Source organism: Bacteroides sp. NSJ-39 (assembly GCF_014287315.1).
GTDB classification, from domain to species: domain Bacteria; phylum Bacteroidota; class Bacteroidia; order Bacteroidales; family Bacteroidaceae; genus Bacteroides; species Bacteroides finegoldii.
In genome coordinates this window covers 300603-316822 of sequence record NZ_JACOOB010000002.1, presented here as the reverse complement: position 1 = coordinate 316822, position 16220 = coordinate 300603, and the positions used below count along the sequence as shown (strand labels likewise).

General features: G+C 42.7%; 16 protein-coding genes. 10 read left to right on the top strand and 6 right to left on the bottom strand.

Going from position 1 to position 16220, the window contains the following annotated elements; genetic code table 11:
* Window positions 1–15 precede the first annotated feature (15 nt).
* From argH to prmC, 5 genes are all read right to left on the bottom strand, one after another.
* Window positions 16–1356 carry an argininosuccinate lyase gene (argH, locus tag H8S63_RS04125; RefSeq protein ID WP_022276503.1) on the bottom strand — a complete coding sequence of 447 codons (1341 nt, stop codon included), beginning with the start codon at window positions 1354–1356 and terminating at the stop codon, window positions 16–18.
* Between the two features lie 17 nt (window positions 1357–1373).
* The gene (locus tag H8S63_RS04120) at window positions 1374–1784 is read right to left on the bottom strand and encodes an SRPBCC family protein (RefSeq protein ID WP_186925809.1); all 411 of its coding nucleotides are present in this window, start codon (window positions 1782–1784) and stop codon (window positions 1374–1376) included.
* Between the two features lie 94 nt (window positions 1785–1878).
* Window positions 1879–2517 carry an orotate phosphoribosyltransferase gene (gene pyrE, locus H8S63_RS04115; RefSeq protein WP_007754934.1) on the bottom strand — a complete coding sequence of 213 codons (639 nt, stop codon included), beginning with the start codon at window positions 2515–2517 and terminating at the stop codon, window positions 1879–1881.
* 77 nt (window positions 2518–2594) lie between these two features.
* Complete coding sequence (locus H8S63_RS04110) at window positions 2595–3077, bottom strand: regulatory protein RecX (RefSeq protein WP_007763901.1); 483 nt, start codon at window positions 3075–3077, stop codon at window positions 2595–2597.
* Window positions 3074–3910 (bottom strand): peptide chain release factor N(5)-glutamine methyltransferase, encoded by an 837-nt coding sequence (prmC, locus tag H8S63_RS04105; protein ID WP_032839725.1) that lies wholly within the window; start codon window positions 3908–3910, stop codon window positions 3074–3076. Before prmC ends, H8S63_RS04110 begins: the two co-directional genes overlap by 4 nt.
* A 54-nt stretch (window positions 3911–3964) precedes the next feature.
* Here prmC and ribD point away from each other — a divergent pair, with 54 nt between their 5' ends.
* From ribD to H8S63_RS04065, 8 genes are all read left to right on the top strand, one after another.
* The gene (gene ribD / locus H8S63_RS04100) at window positions 3965–5002 is read left to right on the top strand and encodes a bifunctional diaminohydroxyphosphoribosylaminopyrimidine deaminase/5-amino-6-(5-phosphoribosylamino)uracil reductase RibD (RefSeq protein WP_186925808.1); all 1038 of its coding nucleotides are present in this window, start codon (window positions 3965–3967) and stop codon (window positions 5000–5002) included.
* A gap of 142 nt (window positions 5003–5144) precedes the next feature.
* On the top strand, window positions 5145–6629 hold the full coding sequence (locus tag H8S63_RS04095) for a DUF6242 domain-containing protein (RefSeq protein ID WP_186925807.1): 1485 nt from the start codon (window positions 5145–5147) through the stop codon (window positions 6627–6629).
* A gap of 26 nt (window positions 6630–6655) precedes the next feature.
* Window positions 6656–7390: an isoprenyl transferase gene (locus H8S63_RS04090; RefSeq protein WP_186925806.1), complete on the top strand. Its 735-nt coding sequence runs from the start codon at window positions 6656–6658 to the stop codon at window positions 7388–7390.
* A 30-nt stretch (window positions 7391–7420) separates the two neighbouring features.
* Window positions 7421–10075: an outer membrane protein assembly factor gene (locus H8S63_RS04085; protein WP_007754946.1), complete on the top strand. Its 2655-nt coding sequence runs from the start codon at window positions 7421–7423 to the stop codon at window positions 10073–10075.
* A 23-nt stretch (window positions 10076–10098) separates the two neighbouring features.
* Window positions 10099–10614, top strand: a complete 516-nt coding sequence (locus H8S63_RS04080) for an OmpH family outer membrane protein (RefSeq protein WP_022276508.1) — start codon at window positions 10099–10101, stop codon at window positions 10612–10614.
* A gap of 56 nt (window positions 10615–10670) precedes the next feature.
* The gene (locus H8S63_RS04075) at window positions 10671–11186 is read left to right on the top strand and encodes an OmpH family outer membrane protein (RefSeq protein WP_007754950.1); all 516 of its coding nucleotides are present in this window, start codon (window positions 10671–10673) and stop codon (window positions 11184–11186) included.
* Between the two features lie 110 nt (window positions 11187–11296).
* On the top strand, window positions 11297–12139 hold the full coding sequence (gene murI / locus H8S63_RS04070) for a glutamate racemase (protein WP_186925805.1): 843 nt from the start codon (window positions 11297–11299) through the stop codon (window positions 12137–12139).
* Window positions 12140–12214: 75 nt separating this feature from the next.
* Complete coding sequence (locus H8S63_RS04065) at window positions 12215–12448, top strand: DUF2007-related protein (protein WP_007754954.1); 234 nt, start codon at window positions 12215–12217, stop codon at window positions 12446–12448.
* On the opposite strand, the gene H8S63_RS04060 is transcribed toward H8S63_RS04065, so the two are convergent.
* Entirely contained in the window at window positions 12417–13568 is a 1152-nt protein-coding gene (locus tag H8S63_RS04060; RefSeq protein WP_186925804.1) for a pyridoxal phosphate-dependent aminotransferase, read from the bottom strand. The two genes, H8S63_RS04065 and H8S63_RS04060, sit on opposite strands and share 32 nt — an antisense overlap.
* A gap of 105 nt (window positions 13569–13673) precedes the next feature.
* On the opposite strand from H8S63_RS04060, the gene proB reads away from it, so the two are divergent.
* Window positions 13674–14756: a glutamate 5-kinase gene (proB, locus tag H8S63_RS04055; RefSeq protein WP_022276511.1), complete on the top strand. Its 1083-nt coding sequence runs from the start codon at window positions 13674–13676 to the stop codon at window positions 14754–14756.
* Window positions 14757–14938: 182 nt separating this feature from the next.
* Entirely contained in the window at window positions 14939–16192 is a 1254-nt protein-coding gene (locus tag H8S63_RS04050; protein WP_186925803.1) for a glutamate-5-semialdehyde dehydrogenase, read from the top strand.
* Window positions 16193–16220: the final 28 nt, after the last annotated feature.

Below are 16220 nucleotides of genomic sequence, written 5' to 3'. Positions count from 1 at the left end.
CTCCGAAAGTTCATTTTATCTTCCAAGCAGTGCTTTCTCTGCTCTATCCATACCGCAAAAGTTGAATCCATCGACCACTTGCTGCATCAATGCAGAGATCTCTGTATTACACAAATTGCCTATACTTCCTTCATGTGTATGATGTACTTCCTTACTATGCGAGAATTTACCTGCTTCAATATCCAGACCGACCTTTTTGTATGCATCGCGGAAAGGCATACCTTCGCGTGCCAAACGGTTCACTTCTTCCACACTGAAAATGAGCAGATATTTGTCATCATCCAAGATATGTTCATTTACCTTAATCTCGTTCATGATGTAAGTTGTCATCTGCAAACAGTCTTTCAATTCCTGGAAAGCCGGAAGAAAGACCTCTTTTATAATCTGCAAGTCACGGAAATAACCGGAAGGCAGATTGTTGGCAATCATCATGATTTGTTGGGGAAGCGATTGCAACTTATTACATTTGGCACGTGTCAATTCAAACACGTCCGGATTCTTCTTATGAGGCATAATACTGGAACCCGTAGTACAATCATCGGGCAACTTCACAAATCCGAAGTTCTGGCTGTTGAACATACAAGCGTCAAAAGCTAATTTGGAGATTGTTCCGGCAATCGTGGCCAACGCAAACGCAACATTACGTTCCATCTTGCCACGTCCCATCTGGGCATATACCACATTATAATTCATAGAGTCAAAACCGAGCAACTCAGTTGTCATCGTCCGGTTCAACGGAAACGAAGAACCATATCCGGCAGCAGAACCTAACGGATTACGGTTGCACATCTTAAATGCAGCCTGCAGAAACAGCATATCATCCACCAGGCTTTCGGCGTAAGCACCGAACCATAGTCCGAAAGAAGAGGGCATGGCAATCTGCAGATGTGTATATCCCGGCATTAAAACATTTTTATAACGTTCGCTCTGGCAAATCAATACATGGAAAAGCTGCTCTACCGCTTCGGCTATTTCTCTGACTTGCGTGCGGGTAAAGAGTTTAAGATCCAACAGTACCTGGTCGTTACGCGAACGGCCGCTATGAATTTTCTTTCCTATATCTCCCAAACGACGAGTCAGCATCAACTCCACCTGTGAATGTACGTCTTCCACACCATCTTCTATCACGAATTCACCTTTCTCCGCTGAAGCATAAATATTTTTCAGTTCAGCCAGCAACTGCTCCAGTTCTTCTTTCGTCAGCAAACCGATACTTTCGAGCATTGTGATGTGCGCCATAGAGCCGAGCACATCATGCTTGGCCAGATAAAGATCCATTTCACGATCGCGTCCCACCGTAAAGCGTTCGATATCCTTATTTACCTGCACGGATTTCTCCCAAAGTTTCTGTGCCATACCAATTAATACTTGAATTAATAATTTATAATCGACAGCATTTCAACCATCTTCTCCAAACCTTCCTGGAGGGGCTTCTGCACCATCGCTTTCATAAACGGATTGATATCCATCCCGATAGTAACCTTTATTTTGCATTCTTCCTCACCGGTCGCCACTAATTGAATCCACATATTAAAAGGAAGCGGTGAATTGGTTGTCTCCAACTTCACACATTTAGAAGGCTCACGTTCAACGATTTGCAGTGTCAGCTTTCCAACAGGAGAAACACTAAAACTCAACGTATCCGAATCAAAACTCAAATCCTGTACCTTATCTTGCGGCAAACGGTCTTTAATGGCTTCCAGATTACTCAAATCCGAAAGCTTGTTATACACTCGTTCCTGACTGTAAGGTATCACCTTGACACTACTCTCAAATTTAGTCATAATATTCTATTTGTATAAAAACAAAAAAAGAACTATCCGGGCAAATATTGTCCGAAGAGTTCTTTTACTGACATATATTTAATCAAAAAAAGTCTTATTTACCAGCATCCCAATGAGCAGGGTCTTTACGCCATTCGTTCAGTGTCTGGATATCTTCTTTTTCAATGTAACCTGTACGAAGAGCAACATCAAGCACGGCCTCATAATTGGTCAATGTCACCAAAGTCACTTTAGCGTTCTTGAATGCTTCTTCAGCAACCGGGAAGCCATACGTATAAGCCGCAACCATACCAATTACTTCACAGCCATCGCGACGAATCGCCTCTACAGCCTTCAAACTACTGCCGCCGGTAGATATCAAATCTTCTATTACTACTACTTTCATACCCGGACGAAGTTCACCTTCGATTAGGTTCTCCAATCCATGGTCTTTCGGGGTAGAACGAACATATACGAACGGTAAATTCAATGCATCAGCAACCAAAGCTCCTTGAGGAATAGCACCAGTCGCCACACCTGCAATCGCATCCACCTGTCCGAATCGTTCCAATATCAGACGTGTAATTTCAATCTTCACAAAATTACGAAGAGAAGGATAGGACAGAGTTTTACGGTTGTCACAGTAAAAGGGGGATTTCCATCCAGAAGCCCAAGTGAAAGGGTTAGCAGGTTGAAGTTTAATAGCTTTAATCTTCAACAGTTTCTCCGCAAATAGTCTCTCTAAGTTTTTCATAACTAAACTAACTATTAATTATTTGCCGCAAAAGTACAGAAATAGAACGAGAATAAAAAGAAGAATCCGTTTATTTTTTACTCCACCTGCTCCTCTTCATCGGGAACATCGATACAACGCCTGATATCTTTCAGTTCAAACCCACGACTCATAGCGAACCGCATCAGCTTTCCATTCAGTTCATATTCATCCTGCGCATGGACACTTTTTTTCTTGGAGGCCAGCAGTCCACGAAGGACAGCAAGATATTCCTCCTCATCAATCTCATTCAGATAACGCCATGCTACGTCGGATGGAATCTTCTTCATATAGAGTCCTTGCGCTATTTTCATCTTCCCCCACTTGGCGAAACGGAATTTATCATTCACAAAAGCCCTGCAGAAACGTTCGTCATCAATGAACTTTTCTGATTCCAGCCGGTCAAGAATACGCGCTATGGTGTCATAGGCTATCCCCCAACGTTGTAACTTCTCATTTATTTCTGCCCGGCAATGCTCGGCAGTAGAGCAATAGGAGGCTACACGACTTAAAGCCTCTTCGTCTGTTAATTGTGCACTCATCGGTTAGCTGTAACTATTCTATCTTTTCCAAATATGTCTTTTATAACACGAATATCACGATATTGGTTCATTTCAAGCATATATGCTATTTCCCGGCCAAACGCCCGGTTGATTTCAAAATAAAGTTTTCCTTCCGGCAGAAGCAACTCACGCCCCAGAGTGGCAATCCTGCGATAAAACCGCAACGGGTCGTCATCGGGAACAAACAAAGCCAGTGCCGGTTCCCAATCGAGCACATTAGCTTCCATTTCATCTTTCTCCGCCTCAGTGACATAAGGAGGGTTGCTTACAATGACATCAAACGACGGTGACTTTTCCCAATCGTCAGATAAAACATCCCTTTGCCGAAACAGCACTCGGGATTCCAGTTCTTCGTTGTTTGTCCGAGCTATCGCTAATGCCTCTTCCGAAATATCCCAAGCTTCCACGTCGGCATCCGGAAGTCTCTTATCCAGAGAAATTGCAATGCATCCGCTTCCCGTACCTATATCTAATAGGTGATGTGCCCCCGGATTCTCATTGACGACCCAATCTACCAACTCCGCAGTTTCCGGACGGGGAATCAGCACCCCCGGAGCTACCTTGAACTTCCTCCCACCAAATACCGCAAAGCCGCGAATGTACTGTATCGGCTCATTTTTCTGTAAACGGAATATAATGTTTTCTAATTCACGCTCTTTGCATTCGGATAAAATCATATCTTTGCCCAAGTAAATATCGAGCGGATCGAACCCGAGCATATCGCAACAAATCATCATCGTAAGGGCTTTAAGCTCTTCCGGCGGATAGATATCACGCAGAGATTGGCGAATGCGGGTGGAGATACGATTCATACATTTACAGTTTCGGAGTGCAAAAGTAAGAATAATATAGCGAAGAGTACCAAAATGGAAGAAGAAAAATACATGAGACGTTGTATTGAGCTCGCAAAGAACGGGTTATGCAACGTAGCTCCCAATCCGATGGTAGGGGCTGTTATCGTATGCGACGGGCGCATTATCGGTGAAGGTTATCATGTCCGTTGCGGAGAAGCGCATGCCGAAGTCAATGCAATCCGCTCCGTCAAGGATGAGTCTTTATTGAAACGTTCGACAATCTATGTCAGCCTGGAGCCTTGTTCCCACTATGGTAAAACACCTCCCTGTGCAGACTTGATCATCGAAAAACAGATTCCGCGTATCGTCATTGGTTGCCGGGATCCCTTTTCCAAAGTAGCCGGACGAGGGATTCAGAAACTACAAAATGCCGGACGGGAAGTTATAGTCGGTGTGCTGGAAGAAGAATGCCTGCATCTGATCCGCCGTTTTATCACTTTCAACACGCTCCGCCGACCTTTTATTACTCTTAAGTGGGCTGAATCGGCCGACCGATTCATTGACATAGAGCGAATTGATGGGAATCCTGTCCTTCTCTCCTCCCCTCTTACGTCAATGTTGGTACATAAAAAAAGAGCGGAGAATACAGCTATTATGGTAGGAAGACGGACAGCCTTGCTGGATAATCCCTCTCTGACGGTACGCAACTGGTATGGACGTAACCCTATACGTATTGTTTTAGACCGCAACCTTTCTCTTCCAAATGATTTGCAAATATTCAACGGAGAGGTCCCGACATTAGTTTTCACAGAGAAAGAACATCCGGAAGAAAAGAGCGTCAGCTATATAACTATTGATTTTGGTCATAACCCTCTGAAGCTGATTATGGAAGAGTTATATCAACGAAATATACAATCATTGTTGGTAGAAGGCGGAAGCCAACTGCTGCAATCATTCATTGACAATGAATTATGGGATGAAGCCTATATAGAGAAGTGCCCCAAGCGGTTATACTCCGGTGTTAAAGCACCTGAAATAAGCAATAATTTTAGTTACTCGACCAAAGAACACTTCGGAAGACAAATTTGGTATTATGTTCATCGGATTTAGCTAAAATAGTCCTATTCAGGGAGTTTTACGTCGATAAAAACAGTGTTATTATCTATAATTTTATATAAAACTTACCTGTAATGTTCATTATCGGGAAAAATGTTTCTATTTTTGCAACTTGTAAATAAACACAATCTTTCAAATGAGAATAAAGTTTTTATCATTCATTGCGAGTTTTTTCATGGTGTCATTCGTTATAACGTCATGCCTTGATGACGATAATGACATAGAATATAGCCCGGATGCAACTATACATGCATTTGAACTTGATACAATATATGGGATATCCTACAAGTTCACTATTGACCATGACCAGCTAAAAGGTGAAATCTATAATCAAGATTCACTTCCTGTTCATGCAGATACGATTATCGATAAAATATTGATTAAGACTCTGACGACTGCTTCCGGTGTTGTCACCGTGAAAGACAAAGAAGGAAGAGACTCCATTATCAATATCAACGACTCACTAGACCTCCGCAAAAAATTAGAAATTAAGGTATGGTCCACTGAGGCATTGGCGGGAATAGCCCCCGACAAAGTAAAGACATATACTATTGATGTCAGAGTGCACAAGCATGATCCGGATTCTTTAAGCTGGGGATATGTCGGGAAAATAGGTGATGAGATTAAAGGAGCACAGAAAACCATTAAATTTAAAGATGAATATTTCATCTATTCTATGGATGGGTCAAGTGTAAAAGTACATAGCAGTAGTGACTTATCTAATTGGAGTTTGCAAAATGCAACGGGATTAGCAACTCTTCCTAACTCCATATTACCCTTAGAGAAGATTATATTGGCTACCGCAGACAATAAGGTATATGAATCTACCGACGGTATAGCATGGACAGAATCAAATAAATTTTCAGGTGAAGTAAATACATTTATTTCAGCAATACCCATTGAGAATGACAATAGCCAAACCGAAGAAGAGAAGTACATTCAACAAGCCACTTATCTCAAGACAGAAGATAACGTACGTTATTTGTATTCCATTTTAGAATCGGAACTAGAGATAGGAAATGCTGAAACTAAAATACAAGCAGCCGGTGAGAATTTCCCAACAAAGAACATTTCATACACAACTTTCAAAAAAGGAGGACAATATCAGAATGTTATAATAGGTGAACATGATGAATCTATCAAAATAACGGTTGGTGATAAAGAAATTCCAGTCAGCATAGCATGGGGATACAATGGAACGACATGGGCTGAGTTGGGAACCACTTCAACGGTTGCTTATTGTCCGGAGTTCAAGAATCCGACTATTATTTATTACAATAACCTTCTTTATACTTTTGGTGACAAGTTTGAATCCATCTATGTTTCAAAGAGTGAAGGAATTGCTTGGCAAAAAGCGGACAAAAAGTTCTCATTCCCTTATCAGGATTGGAGTGACCCCGAGTTCAAACCAACAATAGAAAAACCGGAATTCATGGGAAGAACTAATTACTCCGTAGTACAAGATACAAAGAATGACTACATTTACTTCTTATTCAGTAAGGGAGATGTTTTACTCGAAGAAGGTGAGAATACACATCCTTATAGTCATGATTCAGAAATCTGGCGTGCACGCTTAAACCAATTATGGTTTGATAAGGATCCCAAGCATGCAGGTCAATAATAAACGCATACGTTTAAAATAGAAAAATGTCCTATATAGAGCAAATAGACAAAACTCGGATACCCCAACACGTAGCCATCATCATGGATGGCAACGGAAGATGGGCAAAGCAACGGGGAAAAGAACGTACTTACGGTCACCACGCAGGCGCAGAAACGGTACAGAGAATTACCGAAGATGCAGCCCGTCTGGGAATCAAGTACCTCACTTTGTATACTTTCTCCACCGAGAACTGGAGTCGTCCGCAAGAGGAAGTTACGGCACTGATGAATCTATTGCTGGATTCTATTAAGGAAGAGACATTGATGAAAAACAATCTCCGCTTCAATGTAATCGGTGACTTAAAGAAATTGCCGGTTGAAGTCCAGGATAGTTTAACATCATGCATAGATCATTCCGCAAAAAACACGGGAATGTGTCTAGTGTTGGCACTTAGCTACTCTTCACGCTGGGAAATAACCGAAGCAGTCCGACAAATAGCTACGAAGATTAAAGAAGGAGATTTATCTCCTGAACAGATAACAGACGAATGCATCGCATCACATCTGAATACTAATTTTATGCCCGATCCGGATTTATTAATCCGCACGGGAGGCGAAATCCGACTAAGCAATTACCTGCTATGGCAATGTGCTTATTCGGAACTTTATTTTTGTGACATCTTTTGGCCGGATTTCGACAAAGAAGAACTCTATAAAGCCGTTTACGAATATCAACAGCGGGAACGACGATTCGGCAAGACCAGTGAACAAATCAGCTAATATAACTCGAAACATCAAATTATAACATAAATGCATTATCGTATTTCCTTTATATTCATAACGTTTATCTGCCTGTTCAGTTTTGCAACAACAGGTATTGCGCAAAATGCCAACACTGATGAAGACTCGAAACCTGTCATCTTATACTCTGGAACACCCAAAAAGTATGAGATAGCGGATATCAAGGTCGAAGGCGTGAAGAATTATGAAGACTATGTATTGATTGGACTATCCGGACTGTCGGTAGGACAAACAATTACTGTGCCGGGTGACGAAATCACCGGAGCAATCAAACGTTATTGGCGTCATGGCTTGTTCTCAAACGTACAAATCACAGCCGAAAAGATAGAAGGCAACAAAATCTGGTTAAAAATCAGTCTGACACAGCGTCCCCGAATCTCTGAGGTACGCTATCATGGCGTTAAGAAGTCAGAGCGTACCGATTTGGAAGGTAAGTTGGGAATGGTGAAGGGTATGCAGATTACACCGAATACCGTAGACCGGGCCAAAACATTGATTAAGCGTTATTTTGACGATAAAGGTTTTAAGAATGCAGAAGTTATCATCGCACAAAAAGATGATCCCTCCAGCGAGAACCAAGTAATTGTGGACATCGACATTGACAAGAAAGAGAAAGTAAAAGTTCACGAAATCAAAATTGTTGGAAATACGGCAATCAAAGCTTCCAAGCTGAAACGAGTAATGAAGAAAACCAATGAAAAAGGGAAACTTCGCAACTTGTTCCGCACGAAGAAATTCGTACCGGAAAACTACGAAGCGGATAAGCAACTCATCATCGACAAATATAATGAGCTGGGTTATCGTGATGCAGTTATCAGAAAAGACAGTATCTCACAATACGACGAGAAAACAGTTAATGTTTATCTCGATATCGAGGAAGGTCAGAAATACTATCTCCGTAACGTGACTTGGGTGGGTAACACGCTGTATCCTTCAGAACAGTTGGACTTCCTTCTGCGTATGAAAAAAGGAGATGTGTACAACCAGAAGTTGCTGAACGAACGTATCTCTACAGATGATGACGCTATCGGTAACTTATACTACAATAACGGTTATCTGTTCTACAACCTCGATCCGGTAGAAGTAAACATTGTAGGCGACTCTATCGACCTGGAAATGAGAATCTATGAAGGCCGTCAGGCTACTATCAATAAGATCAACATCAGCGGTAACGACCGTCTGTATGAAAATGTAGTCCGTCGTGAACTTCGTATCCGTCCGGGACAGTTGTTCAGCAAAGAAGACTTGATGCGTTCTTTGCGTGAAATCCAGCAGATGGGACACTTTGACCCCGAAAAACTTCAGCCGGATATTCAACCGGACCCGATGAACGGAACGGTTGACATAGGCCTGCCGTTGACTTCCAAAGCCAATGACCAGGTGGAATTCTCTGCCGGTTGGGGACAAACAGGTATTATCGGTAAACTGAGTCTGAAGTTCACAAACTTCTCTGTTGCCAACTTACTGCATCCGGGTGAGAATTATCGCGGTATCCTGCCGCAAGGTGACGGACAGACACTGACTATCAGCGGACAGACGAATGCCAAATACTACCAATCATACAGTATTTCATTCTTCGATCCTTGGTTTGGCGGCAAACGCCCGAACTCATTCTCTGTTTCGGCATTCTTCTCCGTACAGACAGATATCAGTAGCCGTTACTACAACTCCAGCTACTTTAACAACTACTATAACAGTATGTATAGCGGTTATGGCGGTTATGGTATGTACAACTATGGCAATTACAATAACTACGAGAACTATTATGACCCCGATAAATCGATCAAGATGTGGGGACTTTCCGTTGGTTGGGGTAAACGTCTGAAATGGCCGGATGACTATTTCACCCTTTCTGCCGAGTTGGCTTATCAACGTTACAACTTGAAAGACTGGCAGTACTTCCCGGTAACAAACGGTAAATGTAATGACCTCAGCCTTTCACTGACTTTGGCACGTAACTCTATTGACAACCCAATATTCCCGCGTTCGGGTTCGGATTTCTCATTGTCAGTGCAGTTCACACCACCTTACTCATTAATGGACGGCAAAGACTATAAAGGATATTACAGCAATCCTGAAACCGGAACCATTACTCAAGACAATATGAACAAGCTTCATAAATGGGTAGAATACCACAAATGGAAATTCAAAGGCAAAACATACACTCCGTTGATGGACCCGGTTGCACATCCGAAATGTCTTGTATTGATGACCCGTACGGAATTCGGCTTGTTGGGACACTACAACGAGTTCAAAAAGTCACCGTTTGGTACATTTGACGTTGGTGGTGACGGTATGACCGGTTATTCAACTTATGCAACCGAAAGTATTGCCTTACGTGGTTACGAAAACAGTTCATTGACACCATACGGTTCGGAAGGTTACGCTTATGCACGTCTCGGCATTGAATTAAGATATCCGCTCATGCTGGAAACAAGTACTAACATTTATGTGTTAGGTTTCTTGGAAGCCGGTAATGCTTGGCATGATATCAAGAAATTCAATCCGTTCGACTTGAAACGTTCCGCCGGTGTCGGTGTTCGTATCTTCCTGCCGATGATTGGTATGATGGGTATTGACTGGGGTTACGGTTTCGACCAAGTATTAGGTTCTAAACAATATGGAGGAAGCCAATTCCACTTTATCTTAGGACAAGAATTCTAATGTATCACCAAAAACTAAACGTTATGAGAAAGTCTGTTCTATTAATCATGATGCTGGTTGCCGTCAGTATGGCAGCCAACGCACAAAAATTTGCACTGATCGATACGGAATATATCATGAAAAATATTCCGACCGCCCAAAGCGCCAACGAGCAAATGCAACAAGCTACGAAAAAATACCAGAGCGAAGTAGAAGCTTTGGCAAAAGAAGCTCAGAAGATGTTTCAGGATTATCAAGCGAAATCCTCCACTCTCTCTGCCGCTCAAAAGACAAAGAAAGAAGATGAAATCGTAGCCAAAGAAAAAGCGGCTGCCGAGTTGAAGCGCAACTATTTCGGTCCGGAAGGTGAATTGGCCAAGATGAGAGACAAGCTGATCACTCCAATTCAGGATGATATTTACGAAGCGGTAAAAGCCATTTCACAACAATATGGATATGATCTGGTAGTCGACAGGGCCTCTGCGACAGGCATCATTTTTGCCAATCCGCGTATCGATATTAGCGATGAAATACTAAGAAAACTAGGATATTCAAATTAATTTCATACATTTGCATCCGGAAATAACTAAAAATCATTCAAATAAATTATAGAACTATGCTTAAAAAAATTGCACTTGTAATGTTGCTTGCACTCCCAATGGGTGTATTTGCACAGAACCTGAAATTCGGTCATATTAATGCGCAGGAGATTATCACTGTAATGCCGGAATTTACGAAGGCACAAAATGATATCCAGACATTAGAAAAACAACTGACTGCCGAACTTCAAAGAACTCAGGAAGAATTCAACAAAAAATATCAGGAATTCCAACAGGCTATGGCCAAAGACTCTCTTCCGGCTAACATCGCTGAAAGAAGACAAAAAGAGTTGCAGGACATGATGCAGAGACAGGAACAATTCCAGCAAGACGCTCAGCAGCAGATGCAGAAAGCTCAGACTGACGCAATGGCTCCTATCTACAAGAAACTGGATGATGCCATCAAAGCAGTAGGTGCTGCTGAAGGTGTTATCTATATCTTCGACCTTGCTAGAACTTCAATACCTTACGTAAACGAAGCGCAAAGTATCAATCTGACTAATAAGGTGAAAGCAAATCTTGGAATCAAATAAAAGAGAGTTCCAAGAAGCGAAAATATAAAAAAGGGAACGAGAAAGGAGATTAATCTTCTTTCTCGTTCCCTTTTTTTGGCGTACATTTGCGTACATAAATACTGTATGTCATGAATCAACATTTATCCCATGCTCCCGGTCCTATCGGAGTATTTGACTCCGGCTATGGCGGACTGACCATCTTAGATAAAATAAGAGAGGTACTTCCGGAATACGATTACATTTATCTGGGAGACAATGCCCGTGCTCCATACGGGACACGTTCTTTTGAGGTCGTATACGAGTTTACCCGGCAAGCCGTAAGCAAACTGTTCGACATGGGGTGTCATCTGGTCATATTAGCGTGTAACACTGCGTCAGCCAAAGCTTTGCGTAGCATTCAAATGAACGATCTTCCCAATATAGATCCGGCTCGCCGCGTACTCGGAGTAATCCGTCCTACAGTGGAATGTATCGGAAATATCACCCAAAACCAGCATATCGGCATATTAGCTACAGCGGGTACTGTAAAGTCCGAATCTTATCCGTTGGAGATACATAAATTATTTCCGGATATCCAGGTGAGCGGAGTAGCGTGTCCGATGTGGGTATCGTTGGTGGAAAACAATGAATCACAAAACGAAGGAACTGATTACTTTATCCGTAAATACATAGACCAACTACTGACAAAAGACCCGCAAATAGACACCGTGATTCTCGGATGCACGCACTTTCCCATACTCCTACCTAAAATCCGGCAATACATTCCGGAACATATCAGCGTGATTTCGCAAGGCGAATATGTAGCCCAAAGCCTGAAAGACTATTTGAGGAGACATCCGGAAATGGACGCGAAATGTACGAAAAACGGGAACTGCTCGTTTTACACGACAGAGGCGGAAGAGAAGTTCACTGAATCAGCTTCCACCTTCCTCCAACAGCAAATCCGTGTTAAACACATCACGCTTGAATAAATTTTAATTGAAGGATAACCATTTGTCTTTCTTTTTTGTTATATTTGTAGATAGCAACCCTTAATATATAAGATCATGAAAGAAAAGGATTATAGCAAGTCAATAGAGGTGTTCTCCGGCTCCCCGTGGGAAGCTGAAATCATCAAGGGTTTATTGGAAAGCAATGACATTCGTTGCGTTGTCAAAGACGGTATTATGGGAACGCTGGCCCCCTATATCGCTCCTGCTGTCTCTATCCTTGTCACAGAGGAGGAATATGAGGCCGCCACAGAGCTTATCAGAGCCCGGGACGAGAAAGATAGCGACTGATACGGTCGAGTCCTTCCTTGATATTCTCCAACGAGTTAGCATAGGAGAAACGCACGTATCCTTCCCCTCCTGTACCAAAGTCCACTCCGGGAGTAATACCGACATGCGCATGCTCGAGTACATCGAATGCAAAGCGATAAGAGTCGGCAGTAAATTTGCGTGCATCAGCGAAAATATAAAATGCCCCTTGAGGTTCCACCTTAATCTCAAATCCGATCTCACGAAGACGGGCAATCATATATTTCCGACGCTCATCATAGACCTGCCTCATACGTTCCACATCCGAATCCGCCTGCCGTAAAGCTGCAATTCCCGCCTGCTGGGCAACACTGGATGCGCAGATAAACAGATTCTGTTGCAACTTCTGCAATGAACGCATATAAGATTTCGGTGCGATGAGATACCCCAACCTCAGTCCGGTCATGGCAAACCGTTTGGAAAATCCATTCAGCACAAATGCTTGATCCGTGTATTCGAGAATACTATGTGCACGCCCTTCATACACCAGGCCATGATAAATTTCGTCTGAAATGACAGGAACTCCCAAAGCCGCTACTTCTTTCAAGAAACTTTCTTCCAATAACATCCCCGTCGGGTTCATAGGTGAGTTGATAAAAATAGCGGCAGTATGCTGATTCACACATTTGCGGATAGCTTCTATATCATATTGCAATCCTTTCTCTTCGGACAACGGCACCAAAACTGGTTTGGCTTGAGCCGCCAGCACAAAGTTCCGATAGCAGGCATATCCCGGATTGGAAAGAACCACTTCACTCTCCGAATTGCAAAGCAACATCAAGGCAAGAAGAATAGAGGGGGAAGAGCCGGAAGTCACGATGATACAGTCCGGATCAACCGCCACTCCATATTCTCTCTGATAAAAAGCTGCAATTTCCCGACGTAACTCAGGGTCTCCCAAAGAATGGGTGTAATGAGTCAAATGCCGATCGTAAGCAGCTTTCGCAGCCTCTGCTACACAAGACGGCACGTCAAAATCGGGCTCACCTACTTCTAAATGAATAATGTCAATGCCTTGTTTCTGTAACTCGTTTGCCCGTTCCAACACATCCATTACGATGAAGGAGGTCACCTGTTCTACTTGCGGATTTGTATGTTTCATTGTTTCTCTTTTCTCTATCCGGCTGCAAAGATAATTCTTTTTAGGCTGTTTTGGTAACATATCGACAAAAAGCTCTATATTTGTGCTTTCAAATCGTTAGCAAAGATGAAACAGGAATTTACACGAATCGCAGTAAAAGTGGGTAGTAATGTTTTGGCACGCCGAGACGGAACATTGGACGTAACCCGTATGTCTGCACTTGTTGACCAAATAGCAGAACTACATAAATCCGGTGTAGAAATCATCCTTATTTCTTCTGGAGCCGTTGCATCCGGACGTAGCGAGGTACATCCGCAGAAGAAACTCGATAGTGTAGACCAGCGACAATTATTCTCTGCCGTAGGGCAAGCCAAACTGATCAACCGTTATTACGAACTTTTCCGTGAGCACGGAATTACCGTCGGACAAGTGCTGACTACGAAAGAAAGTTTCAGTACACGCCGCCATTACCTGAATCAGAAAAACTGTATGACGGTAATGCTTGAAAACAATGTGATTCCTATCGTCAACGAGAATGATACTATCTCCGTAAGTGAACTCATGTTCACGGACAACGACGAATTGTCCGGACTCATAGCTTCTATGATGGATGCGCAGACACTTATCATCTTAAGCAACATCGACGGAATCTATAACGGCTCTCCGTCCGATCCCGATTCTTCCGTTATTCGGGAAATCGGTCATGGGAAAGATCTATCCAACTATATTCAAGCAAGCAAGTCCAGCTTCGGGCGAGGAGGTATGCTGACGAAAACAAATATCGCCCGCAAAGTTGCTGATGAAGGAATTACGGTTATCATCGCCAATGGTAAACGTGACAACATCTTGGTAGACTTGTTAGAACACCCCGAAAGCACTCTTTGCACCCGCTTCATTCCTTCTTGCGAACCGGTATCCAGTATCAAGAAGTGGATTGCGCATAGTGAAGGCTTTGCCAAAGGAGAAATTCACATCAACGAATGTGCCACTGAGGTACTCAGTTCGGAGAAAGCAGTCAGTATTCTCCCGATAGGTATCACTCATATCGAAGGAGAATTTGAAAAAGACGATATTGTCCGTATCATAGACTTTCAAGGAAACCAAGTGGGTGTAGGAAAAGCAAACTGTGACTCCCAGCAAGCCAAAGAGGTTATCGGAAAACATGGAAAGAAGCCTGTTGTACACTATGATTATTTATATATTGAATAATAATCGCGTTTAAATACTCAACATGATGAGATATTTTCTCATCACAATAAAAATATACACTCCAAAGGTTATTACAATTATAACCTAGACACAACATTTATTTCTGTTTTCAACAGGTTTTATTCACATCATTCACTATATTTGCATTGTTTATCTTTCTATTTAATGCAAAAAAGGAGCAAATGACTACAAATTTAAACAGAACCTTTGCTGCCGTACAGGCAGCAAGCCGAGAATTGGCCTTACTGAACGATGATACCATCAATCAGATTTTAAATGCAGTGGCCGATGCGGCAATTGCAAAAGCACCGTTCATTCTTGCAGAGAATGAAAAGGATCTTGCACGGATGGACCCAAATGATCCGAAGTACGACCGGTTGAAATTGACGGAAGAGCGTTTGAAAGGTATCGCAGCAGATACACGCAATGTAGCTACGCTCCCCTCTCCTTTAGGCAAAATACTGAAAGAGACTGTGCGCCCCAACGGGATGAAGCTGACAAAAATCAGTGTTCCTTTCGGGGTCATAGGAATAATCTATGAGGCACGCCCCAATGTCAGTTTTGATGTATTCTCTCTTTGTCTGAAAAGTGGAAATGCTTGCGTATTAAAAGGAGGAAGCGATGCCGACTGTTCCAATCGTGCCATCATCAGCGTGATTCACGAAGTACTGGGAAGTTTTAATATAAATCCGCATATCGTAGAACTGTTACCAGCCGACAGGGAAGCAACAGCCGCATTGCTAAATGCGGTAGGTTATGTTGATCTGATTATTCCCAGAGGTAGCAGTAATTTAATCAATTTTGTACGCAATAATGCCAAAATACCGGTCATTGAGACAGGAGCAGGCATTTGCCACACTTACTTTGACGAGTTCGGAGAGGTAAAGAAAGGAGCAGATATTATCCACAATGCCAAGACGCGCAGAGTCAGCGTATGCAACGCATTGGATTGCGTCATTGTGCATGAGAAAAGACTGGTCGACCTTCCCAAACTCTGCGAGAAGCTGAAAGACAGCCATGTAATTATCTACGCCGACCCACAAGCTTACCAAGCATTGGAAGGCCACTACCCTGCAGAGTTCTTACAATCTGCAACAAATGAAAGTTTCGGAACAGAGTTCCTTGATTACAAAATGGCCGTCAAAACGGTCAGAAGCTTTGAAGACGCACTGGGACACATCCAGGAAAACAGTTCCAAGCATAGTGAATGCATCGTTACGGAGAACAAGGAGCGTGCAGCCTTGTTTATCAAGATAGTGGATGCAGCCTGTGTGTACACCAATGTATCTACCGCCTTCACTGACGGCGCACAATTCGGTTTGGGAGCAGAAATAGGTATCAGCACGCAGAAGCTGCACGCACGCGGCCCGATGGGACTGGAAGAAATCACTTCTTACAAATGGGTCATCGAAGGGGACGGACAGACAAGATGGTGAGAAATACAATTGGATAATAACGAATAAA

Coding starts and splice junctions, on each gene's coding strand:
- argH (WP_022276503.1), bottom strand. CDS start 1,356: ATGGCACAGAAACTTTGGGAGAAATCCGTGCAGGTAAATAAGGATATC.
- H8S63_RS04120 (WP_186925809.1), bottom strand. CDS start 1,784: ATGACTAAATTTGAGAGTAGTGTCAAGGTGATACCTTACAGTCAGGAA.
- pyrE (WP_007754934.1), bottom strand. CDS start 2,517: ATGAAAAACTTAGAGAGACTATTTGCGGAGAAACTGTTGAAGATTAAA.
- H8S63_RS04110 (WP_007763901.1), bottom strand. CDS start 3,077: ATGAGTGCACAATTAACAGACGAAGAGGCTTTAAGTCGTGTAGCCTCC.
- prmC (WP_032839725.1), bottom strand. CDS start 3,910: ATGAATCGTATCTCCACCCGCATTCGCCAATCTCTGCGTGATATCTAT.
- ribD (WP_186925808.1), top strand. CDS start 3,965: ATGGAAGAAGAAAAATACATGAGACGTTGTATTGAGCTCGCAAAGAAC.
- H8S63_RS04095 (WP_186925807.1), top strand. CDS start 5,145: ATGAGAATAAAGTTTTTATCATTCATTGCGAGTTTTTTCATGGTGTCA.
- H8S63_RS04090 (WP_186925806.1), top strand. CDS start 6,656: ATGTCCTATATAGAGCAAATAGACAAAACTCGGATACCCCAACACGTA.
- H8S63_RS04085 (WP_007754946.1), top strand. CDS start 7,421: ATGCATTATCGTATTTCCTTTATATTCATAACGTTTATCTGCCTGTTC.
- H8S63_RS04080 (WP_022276508.1), top strand. CDS start 10,099: ATGAGAAAGTCTGTTCTATTAATCATGATGCTGGTTGCCGTCAGTATG.
- H8S63_RS04075 (WP_007754950.1), top strand. CDS start 10,671: ATGCTTAAAAAAATTGCACTTGTAATGTTGCTTGCACTCCCAATGGGT.
- murI (WP_186925805.1), top strand. CDS start 11,297: ATGAATCAACATTTATCCCATGCTCCCGGTCCTATCGGAGTATTTGAC.
- H8S63_RS04065 (WP_007754954.1), top strand. CDS start 12,215: ATGAAAGAAAAGGATTATAGCAAGTCAATAGAGGTGTTCTCCGGCTCC.
- H8S63_RS04060 (WP_186925804.1), bottom strand. CDS start 13,568: ATGAAACATACAAATCCGCAAGTAGAACAGGTGACCTCCTTCATCGTA.
- proB (WP_022276511.1), top strand. CDS start 13,674: ATGAAACAGGAATTTACACGAATCGCAGTAAAAGTGGGTAGTAATGTT.
- H8S63_RS04050 (WP_186925803.1), top strand. CDS start 14,939: ATGACTACAAATTTAAACAGAACCTTTGCTGCCGTACAGGCAGCAAGC.